This is a genomic window from Massilia sp. Root351 (assembly GCF_001425045.1).
Classification (GTDB): Bacteria; Pseudomonadota; Gammaproteobacteria; order Burkholderiales; family Burkholderiaceae_D; genus Rugamonas.
Window position 1 is genome coordinate 62,641 of the sequence record NZ_LMDJ01000001.1, and the last position, 17,061, is coordinate 79,701.

The 17,061-nt window shown below is 67.4% G+C and carries 18 protein-coding genes; 2 read left to right on the forward strand and 16 right to left on the reverse strand.

What is annotated here, in order from left to right:
- Positions 1 to 3 precede the first annotated feature (3 nt).
- Positions 4 to 1,026 (forward strand): succinylglutamate desuccinylase, encoded by a 1,023-nt coding sequence (locus ASD15_RS00270; RefSeq protein WP_057152686.1) that lies wholly within the window; start codon positions 4 to 6, stop codon positions 1,024 to 1,026.
- Positions 1,027 to 1,032: 6 nt separating this feature from the next.
- On the opposite strand, the gene ASD15_RS00275 is transcribed toward ASD15_RS00270, so the two are convergent.
- Complete coding sequence (locus tag ASD15_RS00275; protein WP_057153597.1) at positions 1,033 to 1,902, reverse strand: DUF2145 domain-containing protein; 870 nt, start codon at positions 1,900 to 1,902, stop codon at positions 1,033 to 1,035.
- A gap of 38 nt (positions 1,903 to 1,940) precedes the next feature.
- A complete protein-coding gene (locus ASD15_RS00280; protein ID WP_057152687.1) occupies positions 1,941 to 2,396 on the reverse strand; it encodes a hypothetical protein in 456 nt (151 codons plus the stop codon).
- Between the two features lie 86 nt (positions 2,397 to 2,482).
- Between ASD15_RS00280 and ASD15_RS00285 the strand changes: the two genes are divergently transcribed.
- Positions 2,483 to 2,989 (forward strand): DUF1993 family protein, encoded by a 507-nt coding sequence (locus ASD15_RS00285; protein WP_057153598.1) that lies wholly within the window; start codon positions 2,483 to 2,485, stop codon positions 2,987 to 2,989.
- A 3-nt stretch (positions 2,990 to 2,992) separates the two neighbouring features.
- Here the strand turns inward: ASD15_RS00285 and ASD15_RS00290 are convergent, their stop codons facing one another.
- The 14 genes from ASD15_RS00290 to ASD15_RS00355 all read right to left on the reverse strand — a co-directional run bounded on the left by ASD15_RS00290 (position 2,993) and on the right by ASD15_RS00355 (position 17,058).
- Entirely contained in the window at positions 2,993 to 3,772 is a 780-nt protein-coding gene (locus tag ASD15_RS00290) for an FRG domain-containing protein (protein ID WP_057152688.1), read from the reverse strand.
- Between the two features lie 21 nt (positions 3,773 to 3,793).
- Positions 3,794 to 5,401: a methyl-accepting chemotaxis protein gene (locus ASD15_RS33605; RefSeq protein WP_057152689.1), complete on the reverse strand. Its 1,608-nt coding sequence runs from the start codon at positions 5,399 to 5,401 to the stop codon at positions 3,794 to 3,796.
- A 75-nt stretch (positions 5,402 to 5,476) separates the two neighbouring features.
- Positions 5,477 to 6,556, reverse strand: a complete 1,080-nt coding sequence (locus ASD15_RS00300; RefSeq protein WP_057152690.1) for a porin — start codon at positions 6,554 to 6,556, stop codon at positions 5,477 to 5,479.
- 118 nt (positions 6,557 to 6,674) lie between these two features.
- A complete protein-coding gene (locus ASD15_RS00305; RefSeq protein ID WP_057152691.1) occupies positions 6,675 to 7,628 on the reverse strand; it encodes a PDR/VanB family oxidoreductase in 954 nt (317 codons plus the stop codon).
- A 27-nt stretch (positions 7,629 to 7,655) separates the two neighbouring features.
- On the reverse strand, positions 7,656 to 8,681 hold the full coding sequence (locus tag ASD15_RS00310; protein WP_057153599.1) for an aromatic ring-hydroxylating dioxygenase subunit alpha: 1,026 nt from the start codon (positions 8,679 to 8,681) through the stop codon (positions 7,656 to 7,658).
- Positions 8,682 to 8,698: 17 nt separating this feature from the next.
- The gene (locus ASD15_RS00315) at positions 8,699 to 8,923 is read right to left on the reverse strand and encodes a recombinase-like helix-turn-helix domain-containing protein (RefSeq protein ID WP_057152692.1); all 225 of its coding nucleotides are present in this window, start codon (positions 8,921 to 8,923) and stop codon (positions 8,699 to 8,701) included.
- A gap of 13 nt (positions 8,924 to 8,936) precedes the next feature.
- Positions 8,937 to 9,908 (reverse strand): VOC family protein, encoded by a 972-nt coding sequence (locus tag ASD15_RS00320; protein ID WP_057152693.1) that lies wholly within the window; start codon positions 9,906 to 9,908, stop codon positions 8,937 to 8,939.
- Positions 9,908 to 11,392, reverse strand: a complete 1,485-nt coding sequence (locus ASD15_RS00325; RefSeq protein WP_057152694.1) for an aldehyde dehydrogenase — start codon at positions 11,390 to 11,392, stop codon at positions 9,908 to 9,910. The genes ASD15_RS00320 and ASD15_RS00325 overlap by 1 nt, the downstream gene beginning before the upstream one ends.
- Before the next feature lie 10 nt (positions 11,393 to 11,402).
- Entirely contained in the window at positions 11,403 to 12,203 is an 801-nt protein-coding gene (locus ASD15_RS00330) for an aspartate dehydrogenase (protein ID WP_057152695.1), read from the reverse strand.
- 12 nt (positions 12,204 to 12,215) lie between these two features.
- Entirely contained in the window at positions 12,216 to 13,907 is a 1,692-nt protein-coding gene (locus ASD15_RS00335; RefSeq protein ID WP_057152696.1) for a thiamine pyrophosphate-binding protein, read from the reverse strand.
- On the reverse strand, positions 13,900 to 14,703 hold the full coding sequence (locus ASD15_RS00340; RefSeq protein WP_057152697.1) for an SDR family oxidoreductase: 804 nt from the start codon (positions 14,701 to 14,703) through the stop codon (positions 13,900 to 13,902). The genes ASD15_RS00335 and ASD15_RS00340 overlap by 8 nt, the downstream gene beginning before the upstream one ends.
- A gap of 16 nt (positions 14,704 to 14,719) precedes the next feature.
- Positions 14,720 to 15,556, reverse strand: coding sequence for an IclR family transcriptional regulator (locus ASD15_RS00345; protein WP_057152698.1), 837 nt, complete (start codon positions 15,554 to 15,556; stop codon positions 14,720 to 14,722).
- A 25-nt stretch (positions 15,557 to 15,581) separates the two neighbouring features.
- Positions 15,582 to 16,517, reverse strand: coding sequence for an alpha/beta fold hydrolase (locus ASD15_RS00350; protein WP_082551443.1), 936 nt, complete (start codon positions 16,515 to 16,517; stop codon positions 15,582 to 15,584).
- Between the two features lies 1 nt (position 16,518).
- Positions 16,519 to 17,058 (reverse strand): cupin domain-containing protein, encoded by a 540-nt coding sequence (locus ASD15_RS00355; RefSeq protein WP_057152699.1) that lies wholly within the window; start codon positions 17,056 to 17,058, stop codon positions 16,519 to 16,521.
- Positions 17,059 to 17,061 lie beyond the last annotated feature (3 nt).

Sequence of the window (17,061 nt, forward strand, 5' to 3'; positions counted from 1 at the left end):
CGCATGGCGATGTTGCCTGAAGCAGTAAGGGCGTTGGCCGAGGCGGACTTCAGCGCCGTCGCGGCCCGCTTCGCGGCGGCCGGTTTTGCGGTGACGCAGCCGGCCGACGGCATCCTGACCGTGAAGCGTCCTACCCCGGCCGATGCCGGTGCGGATGCCGATGGCGCCGCGCGTGCTGCGGTGCTGGTCTCGGTCGGTGTGCATGGCGATGAGACCGGCCCGATCGAAGTGGTGGCCTACCTGCTGGACGCGCTGTCGCGCGACGTTGCGGCCAATGCGTCGGCATTGGCGGTGGACCTGATGCTTTGTGTCGGCAACATCGGCGCCATCCGCGCCGGCAAGCGTTTCATCGACGCGGATCTGAACCGCATGTTCCGCGCCCAGCGCGGCACGCTGGAAGGCACGGCCGAAGCGGCGCGCGCCGACGTGATGATTGCCGCCACCAGCGACTTTTTCAAGGATGCGGGGCCGGTGCGCTGGCACCTGGACCTGCACACCGCCATCCGCCCCTCGGTCTACCCGACCTTCGCCATTGTCCCCGAGATCATCGAGGACGGCGCGCGCGGAAAGCTGATCGGCTGGCTGGGGCAGGCGGCGATCGGCGCCGTCATCATGAATCCGGCATCGGTGGGCACCTACAGCTACTACTCCGCCGAGCATCACGCCGCAGCCGGCACCACGGTGGAGCTGGGCCGTGTCGGCACGCTGGGCGAAAACAACCTGGAGCAGTTCACGGAAGCGTCGCAGGCGCTGGACGACCTGCTGCGCGGCGCGGAGCCCAGGCAGGCGAAAGCGGCGCCGCACGTGTACGCCACCGCGCGCCAGATCATCAAGCTGAGCGACCAATTCCAGATGGCGTTCGGCAAGGACACCTGGAACTTCACACCGCTCAAGCAGGGTGACGAAATCGCGCGCGACGGCGACACGGTCTATACCGTTCAGCACCCGGAAGAAATGGTGGTGTTCCCGAACCCGGACGTCCGCATCGGCTTGCGCGCAGGCTTGATGGTGGTGCGGCTCAGTTAGTCCAGGCTAGTCCAGGGCGATCACCCGGTCGCCCGGTCCGGCCTGGCATCCCGCAGCGGCCGGTGTCCATCCCTTGTGCACCACGATTTGCCGCGCGTTGTGGCAGATCTCCGTGCGCTCGCTGGCAGGATAGCGCTGCTGCACAAAGGCCTCCAGCGTGGACGGCAAGCTCACCTTCAGTTTCATCTCATAGCGGTCCTGCGCCGGATGGTCGTCCAGGTGTACATGCGGCACGAAGTACGAAGCCAGCATCAGGAAGCTCGAGTTTACAGCCACGCCCTCCGGCGCATAGCCCGTTTCGCGCAGCCAGGCCTGCGCCCGCTCGCGCACGTCGCCGCCGTTGGCCAGGTTGCCCCACGCGGCGGCCAGCAGCTCCGCCACCCATTGATTGCAGTTCTGGTATTGCAGGCCGAAGGCGTAGGCGTTCGCGCTGTAAGTGCCCGCCAGCAGGCCAAGTGCAATCTGCCCGTCCAGCGAAGCGAGGCGCACCGTGTTGGCCGCTTCCGCCGGCAGGCGCACCACCGAGATATAGCCCAGCTTCGGATCGTCCGTGCCCATGACGAAGCCGGCCACGCCCTGGTCGAAGATGCGCGGGCGGTCTTCGTCGCAGGAATAGTAAAGCTGGCGCGTGGTCCAGCCGCCGGCATCGCCGCGCCAGCCGAGCGCTGCGTGCGAGTAGCGGATGTTGAAGCGCGACAGGTCCAGGCCGGAGCGGCTCACCAGTGCTGCGCTGCCGCCAGGCTGGCCCAGCTCTTCGCGCACCACGGCGGCGAAGCGCAGCAGGCGATCCTGCTCACCGGCGGTGAGGCTGTTGGAGCGGTCGCAGAAGGTGGCCGCCTGGGCGCCGCCAAGCGGCAGCGCGGCCAGGCTCAGCATGCATGCGCTCAGCGCGCATGCCGCCAGGTGGCGCAATGTCACAGGTTGACGGGACGCGCGGCCAGTTCGCTATGCCAGTCGTCCTCCAGCACCAGGAAGAAGGCTTTTTGCGTGTCCGCGTGCGCGAACTCGAAACCGTAGGAGCGCGGCTGCGTCAGCACCACGCCGCCCAGTTCCAGGCCTTCCTTGGCCGCGATGGCCGCCGGCAGGTCGAGCACCAGCAGCTTGCCGCTGGCGTCGTGCTGCAGGGTCAGGCGGGTGGTGTTGGCCTTGCCCGGCGCTGCCGCCATCTGGATGATGTGGTACGGGCCGCCGGCGGTCTTGTTGTCGCCGCTGGAGCTGTTGCTGGAACCGTTCAGCGAAGTGGACACGCTGCCGCTGGAAGCGGAGCCCGCGCTCGACGCGGAGGAGGTGAAGCTGTCGGCCTGCGCGTTCAGGGCCAGGGTGGCCGCAGCGGCAACGCCGGCGGCCTTGAAAATCGATGGGAACTTCATTGTCATTCCTATAATTGCGCTTCTGCGAGCGAAAACCAGATAATACACGTATGATTTCCACCTTCCTATCATCGAAAGAAGCCGCCATGTCCCTATCCATGTATCAGGTGTCGGTCCCGGTGTTTGTGCGCGGGCTCAATGTATTGTCCGCGTTGCTGAAGAAGGGCGAGGAGCATGCCGCCGCCAGCGGCGCCGTGCCGGACGTGCTGCTGGGCGCTCGCCTGGCCGAAGACATGCTCCCGCTGTCGGCGCAAGTGCAACGCGCCAGCGACGCCTCCAAGCTGTGCGTGGCGCGCCTGTGCGCGGTGGATGCGCCCAAGTTTGAAGACAACGAAGCGAGCTTCCAGCAGTTGCAGGAACGCATCGAGAAAACCATCGTTTTCCTGGAGAGCGTGCCCCAGGCGCAGTTCGACGGCGCCGATGCGCGCGAGGTGACGCTGGCGTTCGGCGCCTTCAGCCAGTCCTTTACCGGCTCGGGCTACCTGCTCACCTTCGCGCTGCCGAACTTCTACTTCCACATCACGACCGCTTACGGCATCCTGCGCGCGCAGGGCGTGAAGCTGGGCAAGCTGGATTTCCTCGGGCCGTTCTGAGAATCACGGGCCGGTGGCGACCGGCCACACCATCTCCAGCTCCATGCCGATGGAGCGCGCCAGGCCGTCCAGGTCCGGGAACAGCGTGGCGTTGGTGATGTTCATCCGGTACAGCGCTTTCATCGCCTCGTCGCGCATGGCCTGCGGCAGCACGATCTGCTTGAGCAGGGCGCCGCTGTCGCCATAGGCGGGCAGGATCTCGTCCAGCGGCTTGTCCAGCATGCCGGGCACCACCAGCGTGCCCGATTGGGCCACCAGGCGCCGGTCCATCTCGGTCGGCTCGCCGATCCAGATGATGGCGTGGCTGTTGGGCAGGTAGAAGCGCGTGAAGTTGCCGCCCTCGCGCGGGTCGATATGGTCGCGGTCCATGCCGGGATCGGTGTGCGGCGCGGCGGTCCACAGGCGCGGCGTGTTCAGCGCGTAGACGGCGGCGTCGCCGGTGGCGCGCTCCAGCGCGAAGAACGCCGCCACGAAGGGCGACTTGGTGAAGTCCAGCAGGCGGGTGGGCGCGCCGTGGTGCTGCATCAGTGCCAGGCAGCGCAGCGCGTTGTCCAGCACCGACGGGTCGGTCAGGTAGTTGTGCGCCTTGCGGCGGAAGATGCGGATGGCGCGTTCCTCGCGCGCGCGCCAGCTGGCCTGGTCCGGGATGTAGGCGCTCAGGTAGCGCGCCAGGGATGTCATCAGCGGCCAGCGCACATCCTGCTGGCCACGGAATGCCCAGCCGTCCAGCTCCGCGCTGAGGGCCGTGAATTCGTTCCAGTTGCTTACACTGATCTGTTCCATCCGCACTCCTCTCAAAATCGGTCAGGCTGCCAGCAGGGCGGGACGCGGGCCCGCCGCGCGGAGCGCCGGACCGTGCATGCCGTCGCCGGCGTTCAGGCGGAACACGCTCACCAGCCGCGCCAGCTCTGCCGCGCGGTCCTGCAGCGCCTGCGCCGCCGCTGCCGCCTGCTCCACCAGCGCCGCGTTCTGCTGCGTGGTCTCATCCATTTGCACCACCGCCTGGTTCACCTGCGCCAGGCCGCTGCTTTGTTCCGCGCTGGCGGAAGCGATCTCGCTGACCGACACCGCCACCTGCGCCACGCTGGTGACCACATTATGCATCGTCGCTCCGGCCTGCTGCGCAAGCTTGCCGCCGCTCGCCACGCTGGCGGTGGAGGCGTCGATCAGGTGCTTGATGTCCTTGGCCGCGGCCGCCGAGCGCTGCGCCAGCGTACGCACTTCGGACGCCACCACGGCAAAGCCGCGTCCCTGTTCGCCTGCGCGCGCCGCCTCCACTGCCGCGTTCAGCGCCAGGATATTGGTCTGGAAGGCGATGCCGTCGATCACGCCAATGATATCGCCGATCTGGCGCGAGGACGCGCTGATCGCATCCATGGTCGCCACCACCTGCTCCACCACCGAACTGCTGCCGGCGGCCACGCAGGACGCGTCCTGCGCCCGTTCGCGCGCCTGCCGCGCGTGCTCCGCGTTCTGGCTCACGGTGGCCGACAGCTCTTCCATGGCCGACGCGGTTTCCTCCAGTGCGCTGGCCTGCTGCTCGGTGCGGCCCGACAGATCCAGGTTGCCCTGCGCGATTTCGCTGGCGGCGCCGGCAATCGCGTCGGTCCCGCTGCGTACTTCACTGACGATGTTGCGCAGGCTGCCGTTCATTTCCTTCAAGGCCTGCAGGAGCTGGCCCACTTCATCCTGCGAGCGCACCTCGATCTCGCTGCTCAGGTCCCCGCCGGCCACGGTGCGTGCCACCCGCACCGCCTCGCCCAGCGGGCCGGTGATGGTGCGCGTGATCCACAGCCCGAAGCCGACCGCCAGCACGCAGGCTGCGGCGGCCAGCAGCAGGATGTGCAAACGCTTGGCGGCATACAGGTCGGCCGCCTCGCGCCCGCTCTTTTCCATCAGCTTGCCGCCGCCGGCCAGGAAGCCTTTCATGCGCGCGGTGTAGGCCAGCTGGTCGTCGCGCAGCGTGGTCATGAGCAGCGCGGACGCGTCGATGGTGCCGCCGCTGCCCGCCAGTTTCATGAACTCGGCCTGGCCGGCCTGGTACTTCGCACGCAGCACCTGCATATCCGCGTAGGCCTTGCGTCCCGCCTCGCTGGACAGCATGCCCTGCAGCTTGTTCAACCCTTCGGCGATGGCCTGCTCGCCGGCGGCGATGGAGGCGGTTTCCGCCTTCAGCATGTCCGGATTATCGGCCAGCAGCATGTTGCGCATCGAGATGGCGTTCTCATTCACCTGCAACAGCAGGCTGGTGGTCAGCACCACTTGCGGATAGCGGTCGTCGACGATCTGGCTGGTGGCCTGATTCAGGCTGGCCAGGCTTTGTACCGCCACCAGTACGATACCGCCCAGTAGCGCGATGATGATGCCGAAGCCTGCCGCCAGCCGGTTGCCGATTTTAAGATTTGCGAACATGTGAACTCCATGGAGAACGCCGCGCGGCCCTGACCGGAACAGGGGCACGGCGCGGCGTGGCACTGCGATCAGGTTTTAGAACGAGTGGTGCACGCCCATCGTGGTCACCAGCTGGTTGCGGCCATCGGCCGCGCCGGTGTTGTTCTGCAGCGCGAAGCGCGCCGAACCGCTGGCTTTCTGGTAGGCCGCCTGCACGTAGAACTCGGTGCGCTTGGAGAAAGCGTAAGCGTTGCCGATGCTGAACTGGTTGTACTTGGCGCCGCCCAGCTTGGAGTTGGTGAAGCCGATGTTCAGGGTGTTCAGCGGGGTGTAGTTCCAGGCCGCGCCCAGGTCCACGTTCTTCTGCTTGAAGCTGGAGGCCGGCAGGTCCACGGTGCTTTGCGTGTACAGCGCGTTCAGGCGCCAGTCGCCGACCTTGTAGCCGCCGCCGGCCGCCCAGGTGGTCAGGCTGTCGAACACGGTGCCGGCGTTGCCCAGGTTGAGCGTGGAGAGGAAGGCGCCCGCATAGCCGGCGGCGCGGTCGTTCTGCTTGCTGTAGGCCAGGGCCAGGCGCACCGGGCCGTTGACGTAGTTGGCGCCGGCGCTGACGTTGCGGCCCTTGCTGCTGTCGCCGGCCTGTTCGCCCATGCCCACCATGGCGCTGACGGTCAGGCCGTTCATGACAGGCGAGGTGTAGCGCACCACGTTGTTGTACTGGTAGGTATTGGCCAGCGTGTCCAGGTTGCCGGGGTGGAAAAGGTAGAAGTTCGTCAGCTGGAAGCCGTTGCTCAGTTTGCCCGCGTAGTCGAACACGATGTCCGGCATGTTGCCAAGCGTGACGCTGCCGAAATTGCCGGACAGGCCGACCATGGTGGTGCGGTTGAACAGCTTGGTGGCGTTGACGCTGGCGCCGGTGTCGGTGGCAAAGCCGCCTTCCAGCTGGAACACGGCCTTCAGGCCGCCGCCCAGGTCTTCCACGCCGCGGAAGCCGAAGCGGTCCGGCTGCATGGTGCCCTGGTCGACGCGCACGGTGGACTTGCCAGCCAGGTTGCTCACGTAAGCCACGCCCGCATCCAGGCTGCCGTAGATGGTGACGTTGCTTTGCGCCTGGGCTGCGCCGCCGGTGATTGCGGTGCTGGCGATTGCTGCTGCTGCGGCGTAGATGTGCTTCTTCATCGGAACTCCCCTTTTGTTATAGGCGGCGCGAGCCGCGTTTCATGGATAAAACGTCGTTTCAAACTTGAATTGGGCGCAAAAAAAACCGGCCGGGTGCCGGTAGCGCAGCGCGCGTGGCTTAGAGGTCGAGCACCAGGCGGTTCCCCTTGCAGCCGGAGACGCAGACCATCATGGTCTTGCCCGACTCGCGTTCGGCCTTGGTCAGCACGCCGTCGCGGTGTTCCGGCACGCCGTCGATCACCGCCGTTTCGCACGAGCCGCACACGCCTTCCCGGCAGCTGTGGTCCACATCGATGCCAGCTTCCAGCAGCGCGTCGAGCAGCGACTTCCCGGCCGGGACCATCACCATCTTCTGCGAGCGGGCCAGCTGGCATTCGTACTCGCTGCCCTGCATCGCCACCACCGGCTCGGCCGGGGCAAAGCGCTCGATGTGCACATTGGGCAGCTTCAGTTCCGCGCAAATGCTTTCGAACGCGTTCAGCATCGGCGTTGGGCCGCAGCAGTAGAAGTGGGCCGCGGCCGACTTGCCGGCCAGGTAGCCGCGCAGGTCCGGCGGGCCGCCCGCCTCCTGGTCGAAGTGGGTCTGTGCGCGGCCGTCGGCCAGCAGCTGGTCGACGAACGCCGCCTCGTTGCGGCTGCGCGCGCAGTACAGCAGTTCCACCGACTTGCCCATGCGGCGCAGTTCGTTGAGCATGCTGTAGATGGGCGTGATGCCGATGCCGCCGGCGATCAGCACCGTGTGCGCGGCCGTTTCGTCGAGCGGGAAGTTGTTGCGCGGCGCGCCTATCTGTATCGTGGAGCCCACCCTCAGCTGCTCGTGCACGTAGCGCGAGCCGCCGCGCGAGTTCCGGTCATGCAGCACGCCGATTACGTAGCGGCGCCGCTCCAGCGGCGAATTCGACAGCGAGTAGCTGCGCACCACGCCGTTCGGCAAATGCAGGTCGATGTGCGAACCGGCCGCGAAGGCGGGCAGCTCGGCGCCGTCCGGCGACACCAGCTCCACGCTGACGATGCCCTGCGCTTCGAAGCGCATGGCCTGCACGCGCACGGTGATCTGTTGACTGTTGCTCATGGCGATTGCTCCCGATACTCTGATGTCTTAGGCGGTCTTCTCTTCGGCGGCGGCGATCTGCGCCTTGGCCAGGCCGCGCAGGTGGCGCCGCAGGCGCACGATGCCCATGTCGTGCTGGTACAGCATTTCGCGCTGGTTGGCGTCCGGCTCCATCGCTTCCAGGATCTCGCGGTCCTGCTCCAGCACATGCCAGTGGCGCGCTTCCAGGCGGTTCTTGTACAGGAAGCGCCAGGTGTCGCGCTGCCAGCCTTCCACCTTGCGCACGCGCCAGAAGAACACGGCGGTGGCGCCTTCCTCCATCGGCGCGTAGCCGCCGATGATGATGAAGTTGCCGCCCGGGCCGCCGGTCTTCGGATAGGGGATCTCGAGGCGCATCCACTGGATGCCGGTTTCGGCATATTCGGTCCAGTCGAAGTTCACGCCGCGCTGGCCTTCCTTCTCGAACACGAAGCCGGTGTCGGTGTCGCGCACGCGGAAGGCGGCGGTGGATTCGCCTTCGGCCATCGAGTGCGACTGCTTGTGCAGGAAGGTGCCGTGCATCGGGTCGAGCACGTTGTCCAGCACGTAGCGGTAGTCGCCGTTCCATTCGGCGTAGCACAGGAAATTCGAGTACTCGGGCGCGCTCAGTTCCGGCGGCAGTTCCAGCGGCGGCGGCTGGTCCACATCCTTGCTGGCGTTGTACAGGAAGATGGCGCCGGCCGCCTCCTGCACATGGAAGGAGCGGGTGGCTTTGGCGCCTTCCAGCTTGCAGCCCGGGCTGCCCGGTACGCTGGTCACCACGCCGTCGAAGCGCACCTGCACGCCGTGGTAGCCGCACGCGATGCGGTCGCCCAGCACGATGCCCTTCGACAGCGGCGCGCCGCGGTGCGGGCAGTGGTCTTCCAGCGCGTGCAGGGTGCCGTTCGCTTCGCGCCACAGCACGAACTTGCGGCCCAGGCGGCGCAGCGAGACGGGGCGCTCGGCGATAAAGCCGGACGGGCAGATCGGATACCACAGGTCTTTCAGGCCGGCGGCGAGGACGGCTTCTACTGGATCGTTGGCTACGGTTCTCATGGCTTGTCCTTCCTTGTTCAGCATTCAGCGGCCAGGCGCGCTACTTCGGCCTGGTACCCTTCTTCGGTCCATGCGCCGCCGCCGGGGAAGCCGGGGCCGGTGCGGTTCAGGTGCGCCACCAGCGCGGTGAGGTCGGCGATGCCGGACGCGAAAGCGCGTTCGATGGAATCGCCCAGCAAGTCCTCATAGCCGGTGGGTTCACGGCGGCGGGTCTGGTGTACGGTCAGGTAACGTTCTTGCATGATGTGTCTCCGTTCAGGACTTTGGTTTGTCGGTCAGGAATTTGCCTTCGGGCGCCTTGGCGTTGCGTTGCCTGCGCGTGTTGCCATCCAGGCCGCCTTCGATGGCCCATTCCGCGAACACCGTGGGGCCGGGTTCGAACTCGCGCGGCTCCCAGTGCTGGTCCAGCTGGTCCTCGTCGGCGTAGTATTCGATCAGGCCGCCGGCCGGATTCTTGAAGTACCAGAAGTAGGCCGACGAGATCGGGTGGCGCCCCGGTCCCAGCTGCGTGTCCCAGCCCTGGCGCGACATGTGCATGCCGCCGCCGAACACTTCGTGGATGTCGCGCACGGTGAAGGCCACGTGGTTCAGGCCGGCCTTCGGATCGGGCGTCTGCAGCAGGAAGATGTCGTGGTGGCCGCCCACGTCGGCGCAGCGCAGGAAGGCGCCGCGGCCGGGGTAGCTGTCCGACTGCACAAAGCCGAAGTGCTTGCGGTAGAAGGCTTCGCAGGCCGCCACGTCCTTCACGAAGAACACCACGTGGCCGACCTCGATCGGGGTGGCGCGCTCGTAGGCCGGGCTGCGCTGGTTCACGCGCGGGCGGTGCGACCAGGTGTTCATCTCGGCGCATTGCACGTCCACGTCCTGCTTGCGGGTGACCTGGAAGCGCACGGCCAGGCCGTTCGGGTCGGTGCAGCCGATGCGGCCGGCGGCAGCGTCTTCGTATGCGCCGGGCAGGCCCCGCACGATGGCGCCGAAGCGCTCCATCACCTCGGGCGATGACACGCCCCACACCACTTCGCGCAGCGTGGGACCGGCTTCGATGGCCGGCGGCAGCGCCGGGTCGTCCGCGCGGCGCACCAGCACGCGGCAGCCGTTCAGCGTCTCGAATGCCAGCAGGCCTGCGGTTTCCTCCACCAGCTTCAGTCCCCAGTCGGAGAAGAAGGTCTTGCAGGCGGGCAGGTCGTCCGCGCCGTAGGTGATCTCGTCGATTCCAAGTACGTCCATTACTTTGCTCCCTGCGCCCACGGCAGCGGCATGTCGTTCATGCCCCAGTAGACGCTTTTCTGTTCCATGTATTGCAGAATGCCGAGGCGGCCCTTTTCGCGTCCCAGGCCGCTGTCGCGCCAGCCGCCGAACGGGGTCGAAATCGAAAACTGCTTGTAGGTGTTGATCCACACGTTCCCGGCCTGCACCGCGCGCGCGTAGCGCCAGGCCTTCTTGTAGTCCTGGGTCCAGATGCCGGCGGCCAGCGCGTACACGCTGTCGTTGGCCTGGGCGATCAGGTCCGCTTCGTCTGTGAAGGGCATGGCCACCAGCACCGGGCCGAAGATCTCTTCCTGGCAGATGCGCCAGTCGTTCTGCACGCCTTCGATGATGGTCGGCAGGTAGTAATTGCCCTTCTCGAACTGGGCGCCTTGCGGGCGCATGCCGCCGGTGCGGATGCGGCCGCCCTCGGCCACGCCCAGCGCCACATAGGACTCGATGCTGTCGCGGTGGCGCGCGGTGATCAGGGGGCCGAGCTGGGTCTTCTCGTCGGCCGGGTCGCCCACGCGCAGCGCGGCGGCGCCGGCGGCCAGGCGCTCCATGAAGCTGTCGTAGATGCTGTGCGCCACGAACAGGCGCGAACCGGCGATACACGACTCGCCCGAGCTGCTGAAGATCCCGTACAGCACGCCGGCCACGGCGTGGTCCAGGTCCGCGTCCTCGAACACGATGGTGGGCGACTTGCCGCCCAGTTCCAGCGACACCGGCATCATCTTGTCGGCCGCGATGTGGGCGATGTGCTTGCCGGTGCTGGTGCCGCCGGTGAAGGACACGCGCTTGACCAGCGGGTGCAGGGTGATGGCGTCGCCGATCACCGAGCCTTTGCCCGGCAGGACGCTGATCAGGCCGGCCGGCACGCCGGCTTCGATGCAGATGCGGGCCAGTTCCAGCGCCGCCAGCGGCGTCACTTCGGCGGGTTTCACCACCACCGCGTTGCCGGCCGCCAGTGCCGGCGCCATCTTCTGCGCTTCGCTGGCAATGGGCGAGTTCCACGGCGTGATGGCGGCCACCACGCCCATCGGCTCGTAGACGCTCATGGTGAGGTTGTCGCCGCGCGCCGGGGTGATGGTTTCCTCCAGCGTTTCGCAGGCTGCCGCGAAGAACTGGAAGGTGGCGGCGGCGCTGGCCACCAGGTTGCGCGTTTCGGTGATCGGCTTGCCGTTGTCCAGGCGCTGCATCTGCGCCAGTTCCTCGCCGCGTTCGCGGATCAGCTGCGCCACTTTGTTCAGCACGGCGGCGCGCTCGTGCGGTTTGCGCTGTGCCCAGCCGCTGGTGCGGAAGGCCAGGTCGGCGCGCTCGATGGCTTCGTGCACGTCGTCCACGCTGGCGGCGTGCAGGTAGGCTACCGGTTCGCCGGTGGCGGGATACAGCGTGGCATACTTGTCGCCGCCGCCGAGGCGCCATTCGCCCGCGACGCAGATTTGTTGAGTGATGTTCGGGTTCATCTGTCTTGCCTTAGATCGAGAGGGCGTGCGCGCGGTTGTTCAGTGCGCGCACCACGCTGAATACCGTCAGCGCGGAAGTCTTGGGATTGGCCGCCAGCGGCTTGCCGCGCATGGTCAGCTCGAAGCCGCCGAAGGCGCCGCTCGCTTCCACGTGGTGCACGTTCTCGGTCGCGGCGGGATCGGCCAGCAGGCGCACCTGCGTGTGGTCCAGGCCCAGGCCCGCCAGCGACAGCGTGGCCGCCACGTTGGCGTTCTTCGGATACAGGCGCGCCGCTTCGCGCGCCGTGCCTTCGAAGATGACCGTGGCCTGCGTCAGCGCGTCCAGGTCCACCAGCTTTTCGGCGGGCGTATCCTTCCACGCGCCGGGCGGCTTGCGGCCGGTGTAGACCACCGAATCCAGGCCGCCGATGCGGGCCGCAGCCAGCGCGTCGATCGCGCCGATCGCCCCGGACAGCAGCTGCACCTGGGTTTTGCCGCGCTGCGCCGCCTGTTCGAGTTTTTCAGCCAGGCCTTCCTCGGACAGGGCGCCCACCGACACCACCATGCACGGAATGCCGCTCTCCAGCGCCGGGATGATGTGTTCCTCGATGGCGCGGTGGCCGGCGCATTCGATCAGCAGGTCGGGCCGGCTGCCGTTCAGGCCGACGCCCACCTTGGTGTGCGGGCACAGTTCGCGCACGGTGGCGCCGGCGTGCTCAAGGCCGGACTCCGGCACGATCACCAGGTCGAACACCACCTCGGGATCGCTTTTCAGCAGCTCCATCACGCCGACGCCGATGGCGCCGCAACCTATCATCGATACATGCAGCATGGCGGGCTCTCCTTATGCGGTGGCGGTGGCGGCTTCGGCCGGCGCGGCTGCCTTCACCGGCGGACCTGCGAAGGCGGTCTTGAAGCTGCCGATGGACAGCATGTCGATCTCCAGCAGGAAGGGACCCGGTTCGGACAGCGCGGTGCGCAGCGCCTGGCCGGCATCGGCCAGGTTGCTCACGCGGGCGTGGCGCAGCTGCAGCGAGTGCGACAGCTCGGCATAGTCCGGCGTGTGCAGGTCGACGTAGTGGCGGCGGCCGCCGTACTGCACGTCCTGGATGTTCTTGATCACGCCGTAGCCCTTGTCGTTCATCAGCACGATGACCATGTCGGCCTTTTCCTGCACTGCCGTGGCCAGCTCGCCCAGGTTCAGGATGAAGCCGCCGTCGCCGGCCAGCGTGAAGGTCTTCTTGCCCGACTTGGTCACCGCCGCGCCGACCGCTGCGCCGATGCCCATGGCCAGGCCCTGGCCGATGCCGCCGCCCAGTGCATGCACGCCCGCCAGCGGATCGAAGATGCGCAGGTAGCGGTTGCCCCAGGTGGAGTTCGACACCGTCACGTCGCGCACCCAGTTGAAGCGGCGGCCCGCCGCTTCCTGCAGCTGGTCCACCAGCGCGCTGTAGGGGCCGAGGCCGTCGACCAGGCCGGCCACCGCCACCGCGCGGGCGGCCTGCAGGTCGGCGATGAAGGACGGGTCGATGCTCATCTTGCCTTCCAGGCGGTCGGCCAGCGCTTCCAGCGCCAGCTCCGCGTCGCCGCAGACGAAGTAGTCGCTCTTGTAGCAGCGGCCTTCGGCGGCCGGATCTGCGTCGATGCGGTACAGCGCGCGCGGCAGCTTCAGTTCGTACTTCAGCGTTTCATTGCCGCGCAGGCGGGAACCCACCACCAGCATGGCGTCGCAGGTCTGGTAGAAGTTCTCCACCGGCTTATGCAGGTTGAAGGCGCCCAGCGAACGCGGGTCGTCTTCGGCCACTACGCCGCGGCCCTGGGTGGTGGTGACCACGCCGAAGCCCATGTCCAGCAGGCGCTGCACCTGCTTCGAGGCGCCGCGGCTGCCGCCGCCCAGCCACAGCATCGGGCGCTTGGCCTTCTTCAGCTGCGCGGCCAGTTCGTCGAGCGCGTGCACCGACGGCTCGTTGCGCTGGATGGGCAGCGGCTTGAAGTCGGACGGCATGTCGATCAGCGCGGCCTGGATGTCGATCGGGATCTCCACGCTGACCGGGCCCATCGGCGGTGTCAGCGCGATCTGGACCGCCTGCTTGACGGTGCTCAGCGCGGTGTCCGTGCTGCGGATGCGGAAAGCGGCTTTGGACACGGCCTTGAGCATGGTCAGCTGGTCCGGCGCCTCGTGGATATAGGACAGGCTCTGGTCCAGGTAAGGCGTTTCAATCTGGCCGGTCAGGTGCAGCAGCGGGGTGCCGGCGGTGAGCGCTTCCACCATGGCGCCGGCGGCGTTGCCGGCCGCCGTGCCGGTCGAGGTCAGGCATACGCCCAGGCCGCCGGTGCTGCGGGCATAGGAGTCGGCCATGTTGGCGCCGCCCGCTTCGCCGCGTGCCGGCACGAAGCGGATCTGGCCGCGTTCGCCGAAGGCGTCCAGGATGGGCATGTTGTGGATGGAGATCACGCCGAAGGCGGCTTTCACGCCGCACTGCTCGAGGAAAGCGGCAATGGCGCCGCCGACGGTGATTTGATTGGTATTAGACATGGCGTGAAAGTCCTCCAGAGACGTCGATATGGCTGCCGGTAGTGTAGGAAGAGAGCGGAGAGGCCAGGAACATGATGGCGCGCGCTGCTTCTTCGGGGAGGCCGAGACGGCCGATTTGAATCTGTTTTTTCTGTGCCAGGCGGCGCGTCCACGCGGCCCAGTCCAGGTGTTGGTCCTCTTCCGGACGGGCGTCGAAGCGGCGCTTCCACTGGCCCGATTCCACCAGGCCGATCAGGATGCCGTTCACGCGCACGCCGTCCGGCGCGAATTCGGTGGCCAGCGAGCGCACCAGGTTGTGCACGCCGGCGCGCGCGGCGGACGTGGCCACCATGTGCGGCTCCGGCTGCACCGCCAGCAGCGAGTTGACGCACACCACCGCGGCGCCGGGCCCGGTCTTGAGCTGCGGCAGGAAGGCGCGGGTGGGGTGGATGATGGAGAAGAACTTCAAACGCAGTTCTTCCATCCACGCTTCGTCGGCGGTATCGGCGAAAGTCGATACGCGGCCCTGGCCGGCATTGTTCACCAGGATGGACGCGGCGCCCAGTTCCCGCTGCACGCGGGCAGCGAATGCCGCCACTTGTTCCGGCGCCAGCACGTCGCAGGTTTGCGCCAGCAGGCGCGCGGCGGGGAACTGCGCGCGCAGTTCGGCGCCAGCCGATTCGAGGCGGGCGGCGTCGCGGCCGCACAGGGCCACGGCGGCGCCGGCTTCCAGCAGCAGCTGTACGGTCGCGTAGCCGATGCCGGACGAACCGCCCGTCACCACCGCTACCCGGCCTGCAAGATTAGTCATGCTCATCATGTGCTCCGTAAAATCAGCGCTGCCAGAGGTTGACGATTTGCGCGGTTTCGGTCGGCGCATGGTCCAGCAGGCGGGAAAGCTCGTCCGCGCTGCCGCGTACCTGGGCCACGATGCGCTCCAGGTGGCCGGTGCCGATCTGCTGGTCGGGGATGGTGGCGCCCAGCGCGGCGACCACTTTGCCGCTGTGGTCGCGCACCGGCGCGGCCATGGTGGAAATGCCGCGCTCGAAGAAGCCCTGTTCCCACACGTAGCCGCGTTCGCGGTCCTGCTGCAGCATGTTGAACAGGTCCAGTACCGTGTGCGGCGTGCTGTCCGAGTACACCTTCAGGTGCTCTTCCGGATACAGCTCGCGCAGCTGCGGCAGGGTCAGGTCCTGCAGCAGCACGCGGCCCAGTACGGTGGCGTGCGCCGGCAGGCGGGTGCCGACGTTGACGGTGCTGACGAACGGCGCCGGGGTACTGGACTTGGCCACGTAGACGATGTTGCGCGCGTCGCGCACCACCAGCGTGGTGGAGTAGCCGATTTCGTCGCGCAGCCGTTCCAGCAGCGGGCGGCCGATCTCGGTCAGCTCCAGCGAAGCCAGGTATTCAAAGCCCATGCGCAGCACGGCCATGCCGAGGCGGTAATCGCGGCCGCCTTCGGCGCGCTCGACGAAGCCCATGCGCTCCAGCGTGGTCAGCAGGCGGAACACCGTGGAACGCGGCACGTCCAGGCGCTTGGCCAGTTCCGGCGCCGACAAGGTCTTCTCGTGGCGGCTGAATTCGCACAGCAGGCGCAGGCCGCGTTCGAGGCCGGGCACCGTGTATTTGTCGGCGCTGTCATCTTCCGCTTGTTCAGGCTTGTTGTTCATGTTTGGTCCCGTAAGTTGTAATGGTTTAGTTCAGGATGGCCGCCGCGGCAGCCTGGGGCTGCTCCACGTAGCAGGCGTGGCCTGCCTGGTCGATCAGGGCGAACGGCAATCCGTGGTGTTCGGCCACCAGGCGGCAATCGGCCGGCGTGGTGACGTTGTCGGCGCTGCCGCAATGGACCGAGGCCACCGCGCACACCGCGCCGGACAGCGCATAATTGTCGATGGCGTCGCCGCACAGCAGGTGCACGGCTTGGGTGTAGCCTGGCAGGTTCAGCTGCGCCATGTTCCAGCGCACCCAGTCGCGCTGGGTAGTGCCGGCATTGCCCGACAACAGGCGGCTGGAGCGTTGCGTGGCCATGCCGTGCACACCCAGTTCGCCGACCGTGGACAGGCGCTCGCGCGCCACTTGCGCACCTTGCGCCAGCCGCGCCGCCTGGCCGTAGCCGCGCGCTGGGCTGAGCAGCACCAGCTTGTCCAGCGTGGCAGGGTGGGCGGCGGCGTAGGCGCAGGCCATCATCGCACCCAGTGAGTGGCCCACCAGCACAAAGCGGCCGGAGTCCAGTACCCCCAGTGCCTGCAGCATCTGGCGCAAGCGGGCGGCGTAGGCTTCCGCGCCGGGACGCGCTGCGGCCAGCACGGAGGAGCTGCCGTAGCCGGGCGCGTTCCATGCGATCACGCGGCTGCCCGGTGCGGCGGCGGCCAGCTCCAGCGCGCAGGGCAGCCAGGAGGCGGCGCCCGAGCCTATGCCGTGCAGCAGCACTACGGTTGACTGCGTGGCGGACTGCGCGGCGGGCGCCGGCGGCACGCCTGGCGCGCCCGGGGCGGCTGCGATTTCGCGGTAGCTCACCATGCCGCCTTCAACGGCGACCGTGCGTTCCGCGAAATGGCGCTCCAGCAGGGACAGGGCGTATTGCAAGCCGTCCGCTTCCGGTGCCATGGCGCTGATGCCGGCAAAGTTCATCTCAGCCTCGCTTGATGCTGGCCAGCGGGTGCTCTGGCGGATAGGTTGGCGTGATGGGCTTTTGCGCGCCCAGCATCACGCACATCAGCGCGTCTTCCTCGCCGATATTGATCTCTTCGCGGTACACGCCGGGCGGAATCGACACCACGTCGCGGTCGGTCAGGATGGTCTCGAAGCGCTCGCCGTCCTTTTCCAGCACCAGCTTCAGCTTGCCGCGCAGGACGAAGAACACTTCTTCCACGTCCACGTGCACGTGCGGCGGGCCTTCATGGCCGGCCGGGATGATCATGGTCGAGAAGGTGAAGTGCTCGGACGGGATCACGCTGCTGTCGTTGGCCACGCCGGTGCCGCCGGTGCCGATGTAGCGCATCTGCGCGCGGCGGTACTTCGGATCGTAGTCGGCCTGGAATTTCAGCGCGTTCCAGTCGTACTTGCGGGTGGAGAAGCGCGCCACGCGCGTGTTCATCCATTCCTCGAAGGAGGCGCCTTGCGGCTGGTCCCAGCTGCGCTGGATCTGCTTTTGTTCGGATACGTCGCTCATTTG

Excerpts from the sequence above, each read along its gene's own strand:
- ASD15_RS00270 (WP_057152686.1), top strand. The coding sequence starts at position 4 with ATGGCGATGTTGCCTGAAGCAGTAAGGGCGTTGGCCGAGGCGGACTTC.
- ASD15_RS00275 (WP_057153597.1), bottom strand. The coding sequence starts at position 1,902 with ATGCTGAGCCTGGCCGCGCTGCCGCTTGGCGGCGCCCAGGCGGCCACC.
- ASD15_RS00280 (WP_057152687.1), bottom strand. The coding sequence starts at position 2,396 with ATGAAGTTCCCATCGATTTTCAAGGCCGCCGGCGTTGCCGCTGCGGCC.
- ASD15_RS00285 (WP_057153598.1), top strand. The coding sequence starts at position 2,483 with ATGTCCCTATCCATGTATCAGGTGTCGGTCCCGGTGTTTGTGCGCGGG.
- ASD15_RS00290 (WP_057152688.1), bottom strand. The coding sequence starts at position 3,772 with ATGGAACAGATCAGTGTAAGCAACTGGAACGAATTCACGGCCCTCAGC.
- ASD15_RS33605 (WP_057152689.1), bottom strand. The coding sequence starts at position 5,401 with ATGTTCGCAAATCTTAAAATCGGCAACCGGCTGGCGGCAGGCTTCGGC.
- ASD15_RS00300 (WP_057152690.1), bottom strand. The coding sequence starts at position 6,556 with ATGAAGAAGCACATCTACGCCGCAGCAGCAGCAATCGCCAGCACCGCA.
- ASD15_RS00305 (WP_057152691.1), bottom strand. The coding sequence starts at position 7,628 with ATGAGCAACAGTCAACAGATCACCGTGCGCGTGCAGGCCATGCGCTTC.
- ASD15_RS00310 (WP_057153599.1), bottom strand. The coding sequence starts at position 8,681 with ATGAGAACCGTAGCCAACGATCCAGTAGAAGCCGTCCTCGCCGCCGGC.
- ASD15_RS00315 (WP_057152692.1), bottom strand. The coding sequence starts at position 8,923 with ATGCAAGAACGTTACCTGACCGTACACCAGACCCGCCGCCGTGAACCC.
- ASD15_RS00320 (WP_057152693.1), bottom strand. The coding sequence starts at position 9,908 with ATGGACGTACTTGGAATCGACGAGATCACCTACGGCGCGGACGACCTG.
- ASD15_RS00325 (WP_057152694.1), bottom strand. The coding sequence starts at position 11,392 with ATGAACCCGAACATCACTCAACAAATCTGCGTCGCGGGCGAATGGCGC.
- ASD15_RS00330 (WP_057152695.1), bottom strand. The coding sequence starts at position 12,203 with ATGCTGCATGTATCGATGATAGGTTGCGGCGCCATCGGCGTCGGCGTG.
- ASD15_RS00335 (WP_057152696.1), bottom strand. The coding sequence starts at position 13,907 with ATGTCTAATACCAATCAAATCACCGTCGGCGGCGCCATTGCCGCTTTC.
- ASD15_RS00340 (WP_057152697.1), bottom strand. The coding sequence starts at position 14,703 with ATGAGCATGACTAATCTTGCAGGCCGGGTAGCGGTGGTGACGGGCGGT.
- ASD15_RS00345 (WP_057152698.1), bottom strand. The coding sequence starts at position 15,556 with ATGAACAACAAGCCTGAACAAGCGGAAGATGACAGCGCCGACAAATAC.
- ASD15_RS00350 (WP_082551443.1), bottom strand. The coding sequence starts at position 16,517 with ATGAACTTTGCCGGCATCAGCGCCATGGCACCGGAAGCGGACGGCTTG.
- ASD15_RS00355 (WP_057152699.1), bottom strand. The coding sequence starts at position 17,058 with ATGAGCGACGTATCCGAACAAAAGCAGATCCAGCGCAGCTGGGACCAG.